Origin of the sequence: uncultured Rothia sp. (assembly GCF_916715725.1) — a bacterium.
In the GTDB taxonomy this organism is placed as follows: Bacteria; Actinomycetota; Actinomycetes; order Actinomycetales; family Micrococcaceae; genus Rothia.
Genome location: NZ_CAKAPD010000012.1, coordinates 56,913 through 74,336, shown reverse-complemented (window position 1 = coordinate 74,336; position 17,424 = coordinate 56,913). Strand labels below are relative to the sequence as shown.

Genomic DNA, 17,424 nt, shown 5'->3' with positions numbered 1-17,424 from the left:
ACATCAGGGTGCCCGAAGCGAAGCGAGGGCGGGTTCCCTGTAGGAACGAGGACGAACACCGCCCCTCTTACCGTCCTCATCCAGCCCCTCCAGAAAGCGAGGGAGGGCGCCTTCACAGGCTAAGCGAGTATCCTAGAAGCTTCGTATCCCCGAACCGAAACGAGAAAAAGCGTGGAAATCCTGCTGTACGCTGTGGGCATTATCCTCATGGCAATCGCTATTGCCGTCTCGATTGCCCTGCACGAGGTGGGGCATCTGGTGCCCGCGAAGCTGTTCAATGTGCGCGTCCCGCAGTACATGATTGGCTTCGGTAAGACCGTGTTCTCTTTCCGCCGCGGCGAGACTGAGTACGGTTTCAAGGCGATCCCGTTGGGCGGCTACATTTCGATGATTGGTATGTACCCGCCGAGCCCTGCTGAGGTGAAGGAGCACCATGAGGAGGGCCATTCGGGCAGTACCAGCCCGTTTGCGTCCTTGGCTGAGGAGGCGCGTGCTGCGGATGCTGAGCGTCTGAAGCCCGGCGATGAGGACCGCCTGTTCTATAAGTTGCCGGTGCTCAAGCGCATGGTGATTATGCTGGGTGGCCCGACCATGAACCTGCTGATTGGTGTGGTGTGTACTGCTGTGCTGATTTGTGGTTTTGGTACGGCGCAGGTGACGAATAAGGTGTCGGCGGTGTCTGAGTGCGTGCCGAGCGTGAATGTCACTCATGATTCGATTAGCTATGGCGAGTGTACGGATAAGTCCACTCCGTCGCCTGCGAAGGCTGCGGGTGTGCAGGTGGGTGACCGTGTGGTTGCTGTGAATGGTGCGTCGACGGGTTCGTGGGAGGCTGTGTCTTCGGCGATTCGTGCGGCGGGTTCTCACCCGAGCACTTTGACGGTGGAGCGTAATGGTCAGCGTCTGGATTTGTCGGTGACTCCGGTTGAGATGATCCGCCCGGTTTCTGATGGTAAGGGCCAGTATGCGCGTGCTGCGGATGGTTCGATTGCGACGACTCGTGGCGGTTTTGTGGGTGTTTCGCCGTCGAGTGAGTTGGTACCTGGTTCTATTACTGAGGTGCCTGCGATGGTGGGCGATACGCTCTCGCGTGTGGGTTCGTCGATGCTTTCGTTGCCGCAGCGTGTGTGGGAGTTGACGGTGACTTTGGTGACTGGTGGTGAGCGTAGTGTTGAGTCGCCGGTGTCTGTGGTTGGTGTGAGTCGTATTGCCGGTGAGGTGACGGCTACTGACCGTATTGATGTGAAGGCGAAGGCTGCGATGTTGGTCTCGCTGGTGGCGAATATGAATTTGATGCTTTTTGCGTTTAATTTGATTCCGCTTCTGCCTCTGGATGGTGGCCATGTGTTGGGTGCGCTCTGGGAGGGTGTGCGTCGTTTCTTTGCACGTTTGACTGGGCGTAAGGATCCGGGTCCGTTTGATCCGGTGAAGTTGTTGCCGTTGACGTATGTGGTGGCGGGCGCGTTCATTGTGATGTCGGTCATTCTGATTGTGGCGGATATTGTTAAGCCCATCACCCTGTTTTAGTGTGTTGTTGCGCGCGGTAAGGGTACCCGTATTAGTGGTTTCTTTCGCGTCAGTGGCACAATAAAAAGTTGAACGAAGGATGCGTCGTACGTCCTTCATAACCCATGTATGGAGGAAAACCTTGTCGGTCAGCCTTGGTATGCCGAAGCCCGCTCCCGCGGTTCTGTCCCCGCGTCGTAAGACTCGCCAGTTTAAGGTGGGTTCTGTCGGTGTTGGTTCTGAATCTCCGATTTCGGTGCAGTCGATGACGACCACTAAGACCCACGACATTGGTGCGACTCTGCAGCAGATTGCTGAGTTGACCGCTGCCGGTTGCGATATTGTGCGTGTGGCGTGCCCGACTGATAAGGATGCGGAGGCTCTGCCCATTATTGCGAAGCAGTCCCGCATTCCGGTGATTGCTGATATTCACTTCCAGCCGAAGTACGTGTATGCGGCTATTCAGGCCGGTTGCGGTGCTGTGCGCGTGAACCCGGGTAATATCCGTAAGTTCGACGACCAGGTGAAGGAAATCGCTCAGATGGCTTCGGACCACGGCGTTTCTCTGCGTATTGGTGTGAATGCTGGTTCGCTGGATAAGCGTCTGTTGGAGAAGTACGGTAAGGCTACTCCGGAGGCTCTGGTTGAGTCTGCCGTGTGGGAGGCTTCGCTCTTTGAGGAGCACGGTTTCCGTGATTTCAAGATTTCTGTGAAGCATAACGACCCTGTGGTGATGGTGGAGGCGTACCGTCAGCTGGCTGAGCGCGGTGACTGGCCCCTGCACTTGGGTGTGACTGAGGCTGGTCCGGCGTTCCAGGGCACTATTAAGAGCTCTGTTGCGTTCGGTACTCTGCTGTCTCAGGGTATTGGCGATACTATTCGCGTGTCGCTGTCTGCTCCTCCGGTTGAGGAGGTGAAGGTGGGCACCAAGATCCTGGAGTCGCTGAACCTTCGCCCCCGCAAGCTGGACATCGTTTCGTGCCCGTCCTGTGGCCGTGCGCAGGTGAACGTGTGGGAGCTTGCCGAGAACGTGACTAAGGGCCTGGAGCACATGAAGGTTCCGCTGCGTGTTGCCGTGATGGGTTGCGTGGTGAACGGTCCGGGTGAGGCTCGTGAGGCTGACCTGGGTGTGGCTTCCGGTAACGGTAAGGGCCAGATTTTCGTGAAGGGCGAGGTCATTAAGACTGTGCCTGAGGATCAGATCGTTGAGACTCTGATTGAAGAGGCGACCCGTATTGCTGCTGAGATGGAGGCTTCGGGCGAGTACGTTCCCGAGGGTTCCCCGGCTGTTTCGGTGAGCTAGTTAGCTTTTGTGCGCGGAGGCGCCCTGGTGGGGGGCGCCTCCGCGTTTTTCCGGTTATGGTGGTGGCAGGCTCGGTGTCTACCGCTGCTGGTTGTGGCCGCAAGATCCGGATGCCTTTTCGGGGGTGCGTGTCCCCGTATTTTCACTTATTTTTGTCGCTCTTTCTCTATCACTCAACAGGTCATGTTCACTCTTTTTTCTCGCCGCCGTAAGGCTGATCGTGCCCGGCGTGCTGCTGTTTCGTCGATGGATTCTTCCCCTATGCCTGATCGCGTGAAGGAACACGTTTTTGCTCTGGATGCTCGGTGGTGCGATGAGCTGGAGGAGGTCCTGTTCAGTGACCCGGTCCCGAATCTGTACTCCATTGAGCATTATTTGGCGTGCCCTCTTCCGGTGAGGTCCCCGCGTATTCCGCTGCACTACTATCAGGGTTTTGTGGGTTGTGAGCGGGATGGGCAGCTGTGCTGTGTGCTGCTGTTGGGTTCGAATGTGGTGCCGGTGCGCCTGTGCGGTGCCGCGGTTGAGCATGATGTTGCCGAACATGTAGAAACCTATGACGCCACCACCCTGGATACTCCCGCTCTGGATGCTACGGCGCTCGCGCATCGTGATGCGCTGGCTCAGCTGCTACTGCAGGTGGGTTCTCGCCTGGATTCCATGTTCGGTGAGAGCGCCTTCGTGATGCCCCTGTGGACGCGCATGCAGGAGCTGTGCGAGCAGACTCGCGGCGGTAAGAGCCCGCTGTTGCAGATGCTGCAGCCAAGCCTGGGTGACGGTTGCGATCACCGTGCGCGGGTTCTGTCGGAGCGCCCCAATCAGCCGCTGCTGTACCTGCCGCCGGAGAAGGACCTCGCCCGCTTCTACGCCGTGGAGCTTCCTGAGCTACCGGCGCACCTGCCCGCGCCCCTCAAACCTGCCGATGCCCCCACCGGCGCTTTTCAACTTATCGGTGAGCCTGCCGGATATGCGCGTCTTGCCACCTCCGCGGACCTGGGGGAGCTGCTGCCCGCCGCAGCCGCCATGTTTACCGAGGAGGTCGGCTTCGACCCGATTGCCCGTTACGGTGACGGCTATGCGGCGCGCCTGCGCACGCTCATCGCCGGTCAGCGCAGCGCCATTGTCACCGATGTGAACGGTCGCGTCATCTTCAAAGCGGATGCGGGCATTGTGAACCTGGACGCCGCGCAGGTGCAGGGCGTGTGGCTGCATCCGGACTACCGCGGCTGCGGTCTGGCTAAGCCGTTCTTTGCCGCCGCCGCGCAGGTTCTGCAGTGCCGCTACCCGCACTTGAGCCTGTACGTGAACGACTATAACGCCCGTGCTCTTGCCATGTACCGGGGGACCGGTTGGGAGCAGATTGGGCAGTTCTCGACCATCATTTTTGAGCGCTAAACACGCCGAACCCTAAAACGCTATAAAATTAAAGACGACTGTGCCTATTTACGGCTCACCCGGTGAGCCTCGGGCACCCTACCTAAACCTATCGACCTTTCAAGGAGAATCGTGGTACTTCGCCTTTCCAACCTCTTCGTGCGCACTCTGCGCGAGGACCCCGTAGACGCTGAGGTCGCCAGCCACAAGCTGCTGGTTCGCGCCGGTTACATCCGCCGCGCAGCCCCCGGCGTGTACACCTGGCTGCCCCTGGGCCTGAAGGTACTGCGCAAGGTCGAGAACATCATCCGCGAAGAGATGGACGCCATTGGCGCGCAGGAAGTTCACTTCCCCGCACTGCTGCCCCGCGAACCCTACGAGGCAACCAACCGCTGGGACGAGTATGGTGACAACCTGTTCCGCCTCAAGGACCGCAAGGGCGCAGACATGCTGCTGGCACCCACCCACGAGGAAATGTTCACCCTGCTGGTCAAGGACCTGTACTCCTCCTACAAGGACCTGCCGGTTTACCTGTACCAGATTCAGACCAAGTACCGCGATGAGGCGCGCCCCCGCGCGGGCCTGCTGCGCGGCCGCGAGTTCGTCATGAAGGACTCCTACTCCTTCAACATTGACGATGAGGGCCTGAACGAGGCGTACTTGGCGCACCGTGCCGCCTACCAGCGTATTTTCGAGCGCCTGGGCCTGGAGATTGTCATTGTGACCGCACAGTCCGGCGCAATGGGTGGTTCCCGCAGTGAAGAGTTCCTGCACCCGACCCCCATCGGTGAGGACACTTTCGTGCGTTCCGCGGGCGGCTACGCGGCAAACGTTGAGGCCGTGACCACCGTGGTTCCCGAGGAAATCGAGATTACCGAGGACACCCCGGCGGCAATCGTTCTGGACACCCCCGACTCCGCCACCATTGAGACCCTGGTGGAGCGCATGAACGAACTGCACTCCGAGGTTACCGGCGGCACCCTGGAAGCTTCGCAGACCCTCAAGTGCTTCCTGGGCACCGTCATCACCCCCTCCGGCGAGCGTAAAGTCTTCGCCGTGGGCGTTCCCGGCGACCGTGCCGTGGACCTGGGCCGCGTTGAGGTCAACATCGGCGCCCTGCTGGGCATCGGCGGCGAGGTTGAGGTTGAGGCAGCCAGCGAAGAGGACCTGAAGGCATACCCGCAGCTGGTCAAGGGCTACATTGGCCCCGGCCTGAGCCTGGACGCGCCCCTGTTCGGTGCGCACACCGAGGACGAGGATGCGGTGGCTTCCGCAACCGGCATTCCCTTCTTCGTTGACCCCCGCGTGGTGCGCGGTACCCGCTGGGTGGCCGGCGCAAACGAAGAGGGCAAGCACGTGGCGAACCTGGTCTTCGGCCGCGACTTCACCGCCGACGGCGTCATTGAGGCGTGCGAGGTGCGCGAAGGCGACCCGGCACCGGACGGCTCCGGCGAACTGGTCGCAGCCCGCGGCATCGAGATGGGCCACATCTTCGCCCTGGGCCGCAAGTACGCTGAGGCACTGGGCCTGAAGGTTCTGGACCAGAACGGCAAGCTGCAGACCGTGACCATGGGCTCCTACGGCGTGGGCGTGACCCGCGCACTGGCTGCTATCGCCGAGGGCAACCACGACGAGAAGGGCCTGATCTGGCCGCGTAACCTGGCACCGGCAGACGTGCACATCGTTATCACCGGCAAGGATGCAGCATCCCACGAGTACGCTGAAGAGCTCAGCGCATCCCTGGAATCCGCCGGCCTGCAGGTCATGCTGGACGACCGCCCGAAGACCAGCCCCGGCGTGAAGTTCGGCGACGCCGAGCTGCTGGGTGTGCCCACCATCCTGGTGATTGGTCGCGGCTTCAAGGACGGCGTGCTGGAACTGAAGGACCGCCGCAGCGGTGAGGCTCGCGAGGTGTCCATCGAGAACGCGGTGGCTGAGGTCATCGCTGAGGTGCGCGGCGCCTAAGGCACGCCACTAGCCCGCAGAGACGTATAACCGTCGCCACCTGCCCCGCCTCCCAGGAGGTGGGGCAGGGTAGCGGCGGAAGAATGAAAGAAGAGAACTATGGCATACAAGCCGAAGCGTTCTGGCTCTAAGAAGAGCGCCCCGAATGCGCGCGCTCGCCGTGCCGCATCCCGCGTGGCGAATGGTGTGAACACTCCCCACACTCGCGTTGAGAGCGAGCCCGTGGTGGAGGCACCGGTGCGCGTGGGTACCCGCGCAATCCGTGAGGAAGAGGTTGCCGAGGCTATTGCCCCGGTTATCTCCGAGTTCTCGCTGGTGCTGGAGGGCCTGAAGATTTCGGGCCCGGCGGCGAACCGCACCGTGAAGATTACTGTGGACTACACCGCTGAGCGTACCGATTCGCTGTCGCTGGATTCCCTCGCGGAGATTTCCGGTGCGATTTCGAGCGCCCTGGACCGTGCGGATGAAAACGACGAGTTCTTCCCCTACGAGCTGGAGGTGTCCTCGCCCGGCGCTACCCGCGCCCTGACCGAGCGCCGCCACTGGGAGCGTGCCCGCACCCGCCTGATTGCGGTCACCGCACCCGACGGCACCGAGTACCTGGCGCGTCTGCACGAGGTGCAGGATGAGGGTCCGGTGCTGGCTCGTAAGAAGAACACGAAGAAGGGTCAGAAGGAGTCGTACCACGAGCCGAGCTTGCTTCCGTGGGAAAATATTGCTTCTGCTCACGTCGAGATTGACTTCAATTCGCCCGCTGAGCCGGTAGAATAGAGTTATTAAAGCTTCAGGCACGGGGTGCTCCGTGCCAGGTATATACCGTTCGGGAGCCGGGGCGCGTTGAGCGTCCCGGCGCCGTGCTAACTGGGAAAGGCTGAAAAGCGTGGAGGATATTAAAACTATTGACCTGGGCGCACTGCGCGCATTGGCGAAGCAGCGCTCTCTCGTCATGGAGGAGCTCTTCACCCTGGTTGAGAACGCCCTGCTGCTCGCGTACATGAAGCAGCCCGGCGCTATTAAGGGCTCTCGTGCTGTCATCGACCACACCACCGGCGAGTTCGTCATTCTGGCTCCTGAGCTTGATGAGGACAACCAGAAGATTGACGAGTTCGACGATACCCCGAACAACTTTGGCCGTATCGCTGCCGCAACCGTCCGTCAGGTGCTCTCGCAGCGTCTGCGTGACGCTGAGGACGCATCCGTTCTGGGCGAGTTCAAGGACCGTGAGGGCACCCTGGTGTCCGGTGTGATTCAGCAGGGCAACAACCCGCGTATGGTTCAGGTTGACCTGGGCACCGTTGAAGCTGTTCTGCCCAGCAATGAGCAGGTTCCGGGCGAGAAGTACCCGCACGGTACCCGCCTGCGCGCCTACCTGGTTGAGGCTCGCCGCGGCCCGAAGGGTCCCTCGATTGTGGTTTCTCGTTCGCACCCGAACCTGGTTCTGCGCCTGTTCGAGCACGAGGTTCCCGAGATTTCTGAAGGCCTGGTTGCTATTAACTCCATCGCACGTGAAGCTGGCCACCGCTCCAAGATTGCTGTGTCCGCGAAGAACCCGACCATTAATGCGAAGGGTGCGTGCATCGGCGATATGGGTGCCCGCGTGCGTGCGGTTGCTGCCGAGCTGAACGACGAGAAGATTGACATTGTCGACTACTCGACCGATCCGGCAACCTTCATCGCTGCGGCGCTGTCCCCGGCGAAGGTCACCGAGGTCATTATCGCGAACCCGCGTGAGTACTCCGCTCGTGCCGTGGTTCCGGATGACCAGCTGTCCCTGGCTATCGGCCGTGAGGGTCAGAATGCGCGTCTGGCAGCGAAGCTGACCGGCTGGCGTATCGATATTCTCTCCGAGTCCAAGTACGCTCAGGTTCGTGCCGAGGAAGAGGTTGCAGCTCGCGTGGCTCGTAGCCTGGCTGAAGAAGCTGCAGTTGAAGAGGCAGTAGAAGAGTCCGCACAGGACGCTGAATAAGCATTAGCCCCGGTGAGGGGCGTATCCCGCGGCATATCCTTTTGATGCAGGCGCAAGATATCGGGCAGGTACGTGCCCGGTGTTCTTGCGCCTGCGTCACAGTTTTGCCCATGATTCTTAAAAACGGGATACACTATTAAGATGTGCCGGTGTGTAGCCGGGCGCTTTAACGCGCCCTCGCACACACCGGATAGCGCATCACGAATGTACTGCGAACGCGGTTCTGCACACACGCTAGAGAGGGGAGAGGACCATGAGCAATCACGACCTCACCGCAACCTCCGAAGCGTTTGAAGGACCGGTTCGCACCTGCATCGGATGCCGTGCCCGCGATGAACAGCGCAACCTGCTGCGCATCGCCCGCACACCCGTCACGTCTGCTACCGAGCAGGCGGAAACCCCGCCCTATCAGCCCGATACGGCGGGAACTATGCCCGGACGAGGCGCTTGGATCCATCCGAGCGAAAAGTGCGTAGCCGCTCTGCAGAAAAAGAACGGTCTGGCGCGCGCCTTCAAAAAAGCGGTCCCTGCAGCCCAGTTGCAGGCGTGCTGCGAGCAGATTCGAGCCGTGATTGCGGACTCGACCCCCTCGTAGACGCTTTTCGGGTATATGCCCTCTGTAAGTCAACGAGTTTGACGACTTCTTATCTGAAAGCGAGTCAGAAAACTGATGGATATCTAATGAGTGCCGCGAAATGAGTACCCTTTCGTGCTCACCCACCGGCAATTTCACGAATTGGCGCGCCTTCGGGCGTGCACCCCGTAAACATTAGTGTCCGCACCATTCCCGGTGCGGACCGGGAATGGAGAAAATTTGGCTCAGCCTCGAGTACACGAGTTTGCTAAAGAAGTAGGCGTACCTTCCAAGGAAGTTATCGCCAAGCTCAAGGATATGGGCGAGTTCGTTAAGAGCTCCTCTTCCACCCTGAACCCCATGGTTCTGAAGAAGCTGCGCGCGGAATTCCCCGCCGCAGCCGCTAAGCCTGCCGCAAAGGCAGGTCCCGCAGAGTCGGCCGCTAAGCCGGCTCCCAAGCCCGCAGCGGCTAAGCCTGCCGCTAAGCCGGCACCCAAGCCCGCAGCGGCTAAACCTGCCGCTAAGCCGGCACCCAAGCCCGCAGCGGCAAAGCCTGCCGCTAAGCCGGCACCCAAGCCCGCAGCTGAGAGCGCAGCTCCCAAGCCTGCAGCAGCTAAGCCCGCCGCAAAGCCGGCAGCAGCACCCAAGCCCGGTGGCCCCCGCCCGGGTAACAACCCCTTCGCATCCCAGCAGGGCATGGCACGCCCCGAGGCAGCACCGAAGCCGGCAGCACCCAAGCCTGCCGCTCCGAAGCCCGGTCCTCGCCCCGGTAACAACCCCTTCGCATCCCAGCAGGGCATGAAGCGTGGCGGCGGCGACTCCCAGCGTTCCGGCGGTCCCCGTCCGGCACGTAACGGTCGTCCCGGTGGCAACGGTGGCACACGCCCCGGCGGTAACGGCGGTCCCCGCCCCGCAGGTGGCGCACGTCCCGGTGGTAACGGCGGTCCTCGCCCGGCAGGTGGCGCACGTCCCGGTGCACCCCGTCCGGCTGGTGGCGGCGGCGCACGCCCGAACCCCTCGATGATGCCCAAGGTTTCCAACGTTGGTGGCGGCGCGTCCGGTTCCAACAACGGTGGCGGTAACGGCGGCGGCGCACGTCGCGGCGGCGGTTCCGGCGGCTTCAACCGCGGTCCGGGTCGTCCCGGCCCCGGCGGTCGCGGTAATGCACAGGGTGCATTCGGTCGCGGCGGCTCCAAGCGTAAGGGCCGCAAGTCCAAGGCAGCTCGCCGCCATGAGCAGGAGCAGCTGAACGCACCGGCACCCGGTGGCGTGGTTGTTCCTCGCGGCGACGGCTCGACCGAGATTCGTCTGCGCCGCGGCGCGTCCATCATGGACTTTGCTGAGAAGATTGGCGCAAACCCGGCATCGCTGATTACGGTTCTCTTCCACCTGGGTGAGATGGCTACCCAGACTCAGTCTCTGGACGAGGAGACCTTCGAGCTGCTGGGTGCCGAACTGGGTTACGTCATCAAGATCGTTTCCCCGGAGGATGAGGAGCGCGAGCTGCTCGAGTCCTTCGACATCAACCTCGAAGCCGAAGCAGAAGCTGAGGGCGAGGACGTCCTGGAGGTTCGTCCCCCGGTTGTTACCGTCATGGGTCACGTTGACCACGGTAAGACCCGCCTGCTGGACGCTATCCGTAACACCAACGTCATTGAGGGTGAGGCCGGCGGCATTACCCAGCACATTGGTGCATACCAGGTCCACACCACCGTTGAGGGTGAAGACCGCGCGATTACCTTCATCGATACCCCCGGTCACGAGGCGTTCACCGCTATGCGTGCCCGTGGTGCGAAGGTTACCGACGTGGCAATCCTCGTGGTCGCAGCGGATGACGGCGTTATGCCCCAGACCGTTGAGGCACTGAACCACGCACAGGCAGCTAACGTGCCGATCGTGGTTGCTGTGAACAAGATCGATAAGGAAGGCGCGTCCCCGGACAAGATCCGTGGCCAGCTTACCGAGTACGGCCTGATCCCCGAAGAGTACGGTGGCGACACCATGTTCGTGGACGTCTCCGCTCGCAACGGCACCAACATCGACGAGCTGCTTGAGGCTGTCACCCTGACCGCTGACGTGCTCGAACTGACCGCTAACCCGAACAAGGAAGCACGCGGCGTTGCTATTGAAGCAAACCTGGACAAGGGCCGCGGTGCGGTTTCCACCGTCCTGGTTCAGTCCGGTACCCTGCGCGTCGGTGACGCTATCGTTGCCGGTGTTGCTCACGGTCGCGTTCGTGCAATGTTCGATGAGAACGGTCAGGCTGTGAAGGAAGCTGGCCCGTCCCGCCCCGTTCAGGTGCTGGGTCTGTCCACCGTTCCTCGTGCAGGCGACACCTTCCTCTCCACCGAGGAAGAGCGCACCGCTCGTCAGATCGCTGAGAAGCGTGAGGCTGCTGATCGTAACGCTCAGCTGGCTAAGCGTCGTAAGCGCGTGACCCTCGAGTCCTTCGACGCCGCTGTGGCTGAGGGCAAGATGGACACCCTGAACCTGATCATTAAGGGTGACGTCTCCGGTGCTGTGGAAGCGCTGGAAGAGTCCCTGATGAAGATCGACGCCGGTGGCGACGAGGTTCAGCTGCGCGTCATCCACCGCGGTGTGGGTGCTATTACCCAGAACGACGTGAACCTGGCTACCGTGGACAACGCGGTCATCATCGGCTTCAACGTCCGCCCGGCAGAGCGCGTTGCAGAACTTGCCGACCGCGAAGGCGTCGAGATGAAGTTCTACTCGGTCATCTACCGTGCGATTGAGGAAATTGAGCAGGCCGTCAAGGGTATGCTCAAGCCCGAGTACGAGGAAGTGGAGCTCGGCTCCGCAGAGATCCGCGAGGTCTTCCGCTCCTCCAAGTGGGGCAACATCGCAGGTTCGATCGTCAAGAACGGCATCATCAAGCGCAACGCCAAGGCACGCCTGGTGCGCGACGGTTCCGTGGTGGCAGACAACCTCACCATCGAGTCGCTGCGTCGTTTCAAGGACGACGCTACCGAGGTTCGCGAAGGTTTCGAGTGTGGTATTGGCCTCGGCTCCTTCAACGACATCAAGGAAGGCGACATTATCGAGACTTGGGAGATGCGCGAAAAGCCGCGTGTCTAAGACTCACACGCTGATGCGCCCGTCACCCGCTAGTGTTCCCGCACCCGCAGGCTTCTAAAACTGGAGTCTGCGGGGCGGACACTGGCGGGGCGGGCGCTTCCGCATTACCTGGAACGCCTCCGTAACACCCCGAGTGTTCGCGGAAGCACCACGACATTTCACCACGACATTTCAAGGAGAAACACATGGCTGATGCAGCCCGCGCGGCACGACTTGCCGACCGCATCAAGGTAATTGTGGCGAAGGCGCTGGAGCGTCGTGTTAAGGATCCCCGCCTCGGTTTTGTGACTATTACCGATGCCCGCGTGACCAACGACCTGCAGCACGCAACCCTGTACTACACCGTGTTCGGCTCCGAAGAGGACGCCGCAAACACCAAGAAAGCGCTGGAATCCGCTAAGGGTATTCTGCGCGCCGAGGTGGGTAAGAACATCACTGCCCGCCTGACCCCCACCCTGACTTTCGTCGCTGACGAGGTTCCCGAGAACGCCTTCCACATTGAGGCGCTTCTGCGTGAGACTCGCGAGCGCGACGCCGCCCTGGCTGCTGCAGCTGAGGGTGCCGAGTACGCTGGTGAGGCAGACCCCTACAAGAAGGACGAGCCTGCCGAGGGTGAGGACGCCTAAGTGGCGAAGAAACAACCTCAGGGCCCGTCCGGCCTGATGGTCATTGATAAGCCCGCCGGGATGAGCAGCCACGACGCAGTCTCTCAGATGCGTCGTATTGCTGGCACCCGGCGGGTTGGTCACGCCGGTACGCTGGATCCCGCCGCGACCGGCGTGCTGATTTTGGGCATCAATAAGGCGACGAAGCTGCTGACCTACCTGGTCGGTCAGGATAAAACCTATGACGCGACGATTCGCCTGGGCATTGAGACGCTGACTGAGGACGCCGAGGGTGAACACACCGCCGCGCATCCTGATGCCGTTGAGGCGCTGACCGGTCTGGACGCTGAGCAGATGCGTGCGCGCATCCTGGAGGCTGTGGTGCAGCTCAGCGGCGATATTCTGCAGGTTCCTTCTGCGGTATCCGCTATTAAGATCAACGGTGTTCGCTCGTATGCGCGTGTGCGTAGCGGTGAGCAGGTTGAGTTGGCGGCGCGTCCGGTGACGATTAGCGAGTTCACGGTACATTCCATCAACCCTGGTTTTGCCGAGTACGTGATTGAGGACCCCGAGAACGAGGGCGAACATGCGGCAACCTCGGTTCCCGTGATTGACTGCAAGGTGACGGTTTCGTGCTCTTCGGGCACCTATATTCGTGCCCTGGCGCGTGATCTGGGCAAGATTCTGGGCACCGGTGGCCACCTGACGGCTCTTCGCCGTACCCGTGTGGGTGCGGTGGTGCTTGAGGATGCCGCCGATTTGGCGCAGTTGAAGCAGCGCCGCGAAGAGTCGGAGGCTCCGCTGGAAGATTTGCCGCTGCTTCCCCTGGAGGAGGCAGCACGCCGCATCTTTGGTGCGCGTGAGCTCTCTGCCGCGGAGGCGAGCGATATTTCCTACGGTCGTCGTATTAGCCCCAGCGGTGACGGTTCCGTGGTGAAGCGTTCCGTGCACGCGAGCGCGGATGAGTCCGGCGCGGTGCAGCATGCCAGCGTTGAGGGTATTGTGGCGGGCTTCGCCCCGGACGGTACCCTGGTAGCCCTGTTGGAGAATAAGAAGCAACGCGGGAAGGTACAGGCCGCCCCGGTGCTGGTTTTTGAGGCGAATCGTTCCTTCAACTAGGCGTTGAAGGCTTATGATGGGCGAAGAGGGTTCGGTGTTTGCGCCTACCCAAAGCTGATTTGCCCAAAACTGAATCCTTCAATCCTGATTGATTCAGCGCATATTGAACGTGCGCCCTACCGAACGTGCGCCCTATTCATTCAACACGCTAACGTAAACATCCCTGAACACACATGACTACTCGTGCGGGTGCCGCCCGGCCCTGCTGAAGGAGAGAAGATGAGCGAGAACCAGAGCTCCGCTAAGAAGGCGAGTGAGCCTCGTACCGCGCCGGTACCCCGCGTGGAGTCTGCACAGGCTGAAGCTACCGTAACCGGGGCTGCTGCGACCGGAGCTGCTACTCAGGGCGGTGCCGCGAAGACTGCCGGTGCTAAGAGTGCTGAGCCCATTTCTGCGGCGAAGGCACCCGAGGGTGTTCGTGTAGCCGCACCGGCGTCCGGCGATAAGGCGTCGCAGAAGGCCGATAAGAAGGCTGAGAAGAAGGCAACCCGCGAGGCGTTTGCCCGCCCCAAGAGCCTTGAGGAGGCGGCTAAGCCTCAGAACCGTGCAGCGTTCCGCGCGGCGGTGGCGCTGTACGGTCTGTTCATGATTGCGTACGGTGTGTGGCAGGTTCTGGGCGGTATCCGCGTCATCCCGGATGCGCCTCAGGACTTTGCGAACCCCTCGGTGCAGTCGAACTACGTGTTCTTCGCGGCAACCTATGTGGGCGTGGGCCTGTCCTTCGTGTTCATTGCCGTGAAGTTCAAGTGGGTGAACATGCTCGCGTTCTCCTGCCTGGTGGTTTTCCTGGGCGGTGTGGGCCGTATCCTGTCGTGGGCGTTCTTCGGCACCCCGCACTGGTCGCTGATCGTGCTGATGGTGACTGAGCTTGTGATTCCTCCGTGCCTGCTGGTGTGGTACAGCTGGATTAACAAGTCCAATAAGATTCGCGAGGAGATGCTGAAGGCTTCTCGTAACCAGGCTCGTAAGTAGTCGTAACGCCCGGGAAGGTTCCTGCCGCACGGTGGGGTGCCTGCCCGGGCTTTCTTCTGGGCGGGTGCTGCGCATGGATTTTCCAGGTGCGGAGGCTGCACAGTTGCGTGCCAGATACCCCGCCGCATCCGCAAAGGTAGGGGAGAAGGCACCGCCTGCGAGGGGCGCCGTTCCATTCCCTGTTGATTCCCGTTTTGAATTCTGCATCCTGCCGCCTGTGGTCTAGGATGGTTAGGTACATTTATCTTTTTCAGGAGAGCCCGTGACCCTCTACACCGCTTTGAGCGAGGTCCCCGCCGGCTACGGCCCCTCGGTCGTGACCATCGGCAATTTTGACGGCGTGCACCGTGGACATGCCCGCGTGATTTCGCGCGTGGTCTCCCTTGCTGAAGAGCACGGTTTGAGCTCTATCGCGGTCTCTTTTGACCCGCACCCGATGCAGGTGCACCGTCCCGAGGCGGCCCACCACGACATTATGGGTCAGGGTTCGCGCCGCTACTTCATGTGCCTGCTGGGTCTGAACGACTACCTGCTGCTGAACTATAACCTGGAGTTCGCTGCGCAGACCCCCGAGGAGTTCGTGAAGTCCACCTTTGTGGATGCGCTGAACGCGCGTTTCGTGGTCATCGGTGACGACGTGCGCTTTGGTAAGAACAACTCCGGCGACCTGAACACCATGCGTGAGCTGGGGGAGAAATACGGCTTTGAGGTGGTTGTCGTTGAGGATTTGATGGTGGATGAGAACACCCGCTGCTCCTCGACCCGCATCCGCCAGCTGTTGCTGGAGGGCGATATGCCCGCGGCAACCGAGCTACTGGGCCGCCACCACATGATGGCTGGTGAGGTCGTACACGGTCTGGCGCGCGGCCGCGAGTTGGGCTTCCCGACCGCGAATCTTGAGCTTGAGGCGCGCGGCCTGATTCCCGCCGACGGCGTGTACGCCGGCTGGCTGGTGGACGAATCCGGTAACCGTCACCCCTCCGCTATTTCGGTGGGTACGAACCCGACCTTTGACGGTATTGAGCACCGCCAGGTTGAGGCGCACGTGATTGACCGCCCGGAAGAGCGCGTGGAGGATTTCAACCTGTACGGTCAGCGTGTGCTGATTGAGTTCGTGAAGCGTCTGCGCCCCATGGTGGCGTACACCGGTGTTGAGGCGCTGATCGAGCAGATTAACGATGACGTGGTGCAGACCCGCGAGGTGCTGGCTGAGGACGCGAAGAACTACTGCCCGCCGGAGTGCCCGGTGCAGGCGGAAGTGAAGCATCCCCACTTCTAAGAGCAACATCCTGCGCTCATAGCTTTTGCCTTTAACGGCTTTGAAGCCCCGACGGTAAGATTTTCGGATCTGCCGCCGGGGCTTTTGCGTACCCGACCGGATGCGCAAAAGCGGGCACCTTCTTCGCACCTGACCGCCCGCGCCTTCCGACGAAACCTCGTGCCCCGCGCACGCCTTGACGTTCTGCGCTGCACGCCTTGATGTCCTGCGCCTTCCGTGAGGCACCCCTGTTTTAGTCGTCCCCGTTTTAAGAGAAGATAGAGTCATGGAAAAAATGAACGTCGAATCCTTCAACCTCGACCACCGCGCCGTAGCAGCACCCTACGTGCGTATCGCAGACCGCAAGGTCCTGCCCGGTGGCGACACCCTCATCAAGTACGATATCCGCTTCACCCAGCCGAACACCGCGCACCTGGAAATGCCGACCGTGCACTCCATCGAGCACCTGAGCGCCGAGCACATGCGCAACCACACCGACCGTCTGATTGACTTCTCCCCGATGGGCTGCCAGACCGGTTTCTACGCGCTGACCCTGGGCCTGGAGCCTGAGGAGTTCTTCCCTATCCTGGAAGCAACCCTCAACGATATCCTCAATGCAACCGAGGTTCCGGCAGCGAACGAGGTGCAGTGCGGTTGGGGCGCCAACCACACCCTCGAAGGTGCGCAGGCTGCGGCTCGCGAGTTCCTCGCGGCACGCGATGAGTGGGCGCAGGTGATGGCGTAATGAGCGCACAGATCCCTGACGCTTTCGCATCCGCCTTCAACCCGGTGGACTTTGACCCGAACGCTTTCGATCCGGCTGAGGCATTCAACAGCATGTTTGAGCTGATGGACGGCATGTCCAACGCCATCATCATTCAGGTGGCTATGGACGAGGAGCTCGCGCCCTTCCTGAAAGTGACCGAGGAGCTACAGCCGTCCTTCACCGAGGGCGCCGCAGTATTCCACCCGCGCTACCTGCAGGTGGGCGAGGACCAGGTTCCGCTACTTCTGGTCCGCTCCAAGATTGGTCTGGTGAACGCGGCGAGCGCCGTCACCGAGGCGATCAGCTATTCCTCGAACTGCCTGGGCGTCATTAGCGCAGGTACCGCCGGCGGTTTGGCTCGCGGCATTAACGTGGGCGACGTGCTGATTGGCGAGAACTACACCTACACTGACGCCGACGCGACCGCGTTCGGTTACGCGCGCGGCCAGGTTCCGGGCATGCCCGAAAGCTACGACGGTCAGGCGGATGAGTGGCAGGACGCTCTGGAGCATGCGCTCGCTGCACTGGAGCCGGTGCGTGAGCAGGCTGAGAGCCCGTGGGAGGTGCGCCGCGGCCAGATGCTGGCGGGTAACTCCTTCGTGACCGCTCACAACGTGAAGGACACCCGCGAGGCGTTCGAGGGCGCCATCAGCACCGACATGGAGACCACCGCTATTGCGCAGGTCTGCCACAACTACGAGATTCCGTTTATCGGTGTGCGTTGCGTGTCTGATTTGTGCGGCCCGGAGGCTGACCAGGACTTCCACCTCTCCGTGGATGTGGTGGCTCCCCGTTCGGCTCGTTACGCTCTGCAGCTGGCCGCTGAGCTGTGGACCGAGGCGCAGCTGGAGGCGCTGGAGCTGGCTCTCTAAACCTCTAGAACACGCGGCAAGACTGCGGCGGGATGCGAATCTGAGCCCGCC

At 61.3% G+C, this 17,424-nt stretch carries 14 protein-coding genes; all 14 read left to right on the top strand.

Features of this window, described 5'->3' with window-relative positions:
* Positions 1-171 precede the first annotated feature (171 nt).
* The 14 genes from QZ822_RS07415 to mtnN all read left to right on the top strand — a co-directional run bounded on the left by QZ822_RS07415 (position 172) and on the right by mtnN (position 17,373).
* A complete protein-coding gene (locus QZ822_RS07415; protein ID WP_049328003.1) occupies positions 172-1,527 on the top strand; it encodes an RIP metalloprotease in 1,356 nt (451 codons plus the stop codon).
* 139 nt (positions 1,528-1,666) lie between these two features.
* Complete coding sequence (gene ispG, locus QZ822_RS07410; RefSeq protein ID WP_044142245.1) at positions 1,667-2,809, top strand: flavodoxin-dependent (E)-4-hydroxy-3-methylbut-2-enyl-diphosphate synthase; 1,143 nt, start codon at positions 1,667-1,669, stop codon at positions 2,807-2,809.
* Positions 2,810-2,992: 183 nt separating this feature from the next.
* Complete coding sequence (locus QZ822_RS07405) at positions 2,993-4,201, top strand: GNAT family N-acetyltransferase (protein ID WP_294643694.1); 1,209 nt, start codon at positions 2,993-2,995, stop codon at positions 4,199-4,201.
* 111 nt (positions 4,202-4,312) lie between these two features.
* Positions 4,313-6,145, top strand: a complete 1,833-nt coding sequence (locus QZ822_RS07400; protein WP_294643692.1) for a proline--tRNA ligase — start codon at positions 4,313-4,315, stop codon at positions 6,143-6,145.
* A 99-nt stretch (positions 6,146-6,244) separates the two neighbouring features.
* Positions 6,245-6,916: a ribosome maturation factor RimP gene (gene rimP / locus QZ822_RS07395; protein ID WP_294643690.1), complete on the top strand. Its 672-nt coding sequence runs from the start codon at positions 6,245-6,247 to the stop codon at positions 6,914-6,916.
* Between the two features lie 109 nt (positions 6,917-7,025).
* The gene (nusA, locus tag QZ822_RS07390) at positions 7,026-8,111 is read left to right on the top strand and encodes a transcription termination factor NusA (protein WP_294643689.1); all 1,086 of its coding nucleotides are present in this window, start codon (positions 7,026-7,028) and stop codon (positions 8,109-8,111) included.
* 253 nt (positions 8,112-8,364) lie between these two features.
* Positions 8,365-8,706, top strand: a complete 342-nt coding sequence (locus QZ822_RS07385; protein ID WP_070629115.1) for a YlxR family protein — start codon at positions 8,365-8,367, stop codon at positions 8,704-8,706.
* A gap of 219 nt (positions 8,707-8,925) precedes the next feature.
* The gene (gene infB, locus QZ822_RS07380) at positions 8,926-11,781 is read left to right on the top strand and encodes a translation initiation factor IF-2 (protein ID WP_294643688.1); all 2,856 of its coding nucleotides are present in this window, start codon (positions 8,926-8,928) and stop codon (positions 11,779-11,781) included.
* Positions 11,782-11,966: 185 nt separating this feature from the next.
* Entirely contained in the window at positions 11,967-12,407 is a 441-nt protein-coding gene (rbfA, locus tag QZ822_RS07375) for a 30S ribosome-binding factor RbfA (RefSeq protein WP_005507090.1), read from the top strand.
* Positions 12,408-13,505 (top strand): tRNA pseudouridine(55) synthase TruB, encoded by a 1,098-nt coding sequence (gene truB, locus QZ822_RS07370; protein ID WP_294643687.1) that lies wholly within the window; start codon positions 12,408-12,410, stop codon positions 13,503-13,505.
* A gap of 219 nt (positions 13,506-13,724) precedes the next feature.
* Positions 13,725-14,477, top strand: coding sequence for a DUF4345 domain-containing protein (locus tag QZ822_RS07365; RefSeq protein ID WP_294643685.1), 753 nt, complete (start codon positions 13,725-13,727; stop codon positions 14,475-14,477).
* Between the two features lie 262 nt (positions 14,478-14,739).
* Positions 14,740-15,756: a bifunctional riboflavin kinase/FAD synthetase gene (locus QZ822_RS07360; protein WP_005507093.1), complete on the top strand. Its 1,017-nt coding sequence runs from the start codon at positions 14,740-14,742 to the stop codon at positions 15,754-15,756.
* Positions 15,757-16,021: 265 nt separating this feature from the next.
* Positions 16,022-16,480 (top strand): S-ribosylhomocysteine lyase, encoded by a 459-nt coding sequence (locus QZ822_RS07355; RefSeq protein WP_005507094.1) that lies wholly within the window; start codon positions 16,022-16,024, stop codon positions 16,478-16,480.
* A complete protein-coding gene (mtnN, locus tag QZ822_RS07350) occupies positions 16,480-17,373 on the top strand; it encodes a 5'-methylthioadenosine/S-adenosylhomocysteine nucleosidase (RefSeq protein WP_005507095.1) in 894 nt (297 codons plus the stop codon). Before QZ822_RS07355 ends, mtnN begins: the two co-directional genes overlap by 1 nt.
* The last annotated feature ends 51 nt before the right edge of the window (positions 17,374-17,424 follow it).

Coding starts and splice junctions, on each gene's coding strand:
- mtnN (WP_005507095.1), top strand. CDS start 16,480: ATGAGCGCACAGATCCCTGACGCTTTCGCATCCGCCTTCAACCCGGTG.
- ispG (WP_044142245.1), top strand. CDS start 1,667: ATGCCGAAGCCCGCTCCCGCGGTTCTGTCCCCGCGTCGTAAGACTCGC.
- QZ822_RS07385 (WP_070629115.1), top strand. CDS start 8,365: ATGAGCAATCACGACCTCACCGCAACCTCCGAAGCGTTTGAAGGACCG.
- QZ822_RS07355 (WP_005507094.1), top strand. CDS start 16,022: ATGGAAAAAATGAACGTCGAATCCTTCAACCTCGACCACCGCGCCGTA.
- QZ822_RS07405 (WP_294643694.1), top strand. CDS start 2,993: ATGTTCACTCTTTTTTCTCGCCGCCGTAAGGCTGATCGTGCCCGGCGT.
- rimP (WP_294643690.1), top strand. CDS start 6,245: ATGGCATACAAGCCGAAGCGTTCTGGCTCTAAGAAGAGCGCCCCGAAT.
- QZ822_RS07365 (WP_294643685.1), top strand. CDS start 13,725: ATGAGCGAGAACCAGAGCTCCGCTAAGAAGGCGAGTGAGCCTCGTACC.
- rbfA (WP_005507090.1), top strand. CDS start 11,967: ATGGCTGATGCAGCCCGCGCGGCACGACTTGCCGACCGCATCAAGGTA.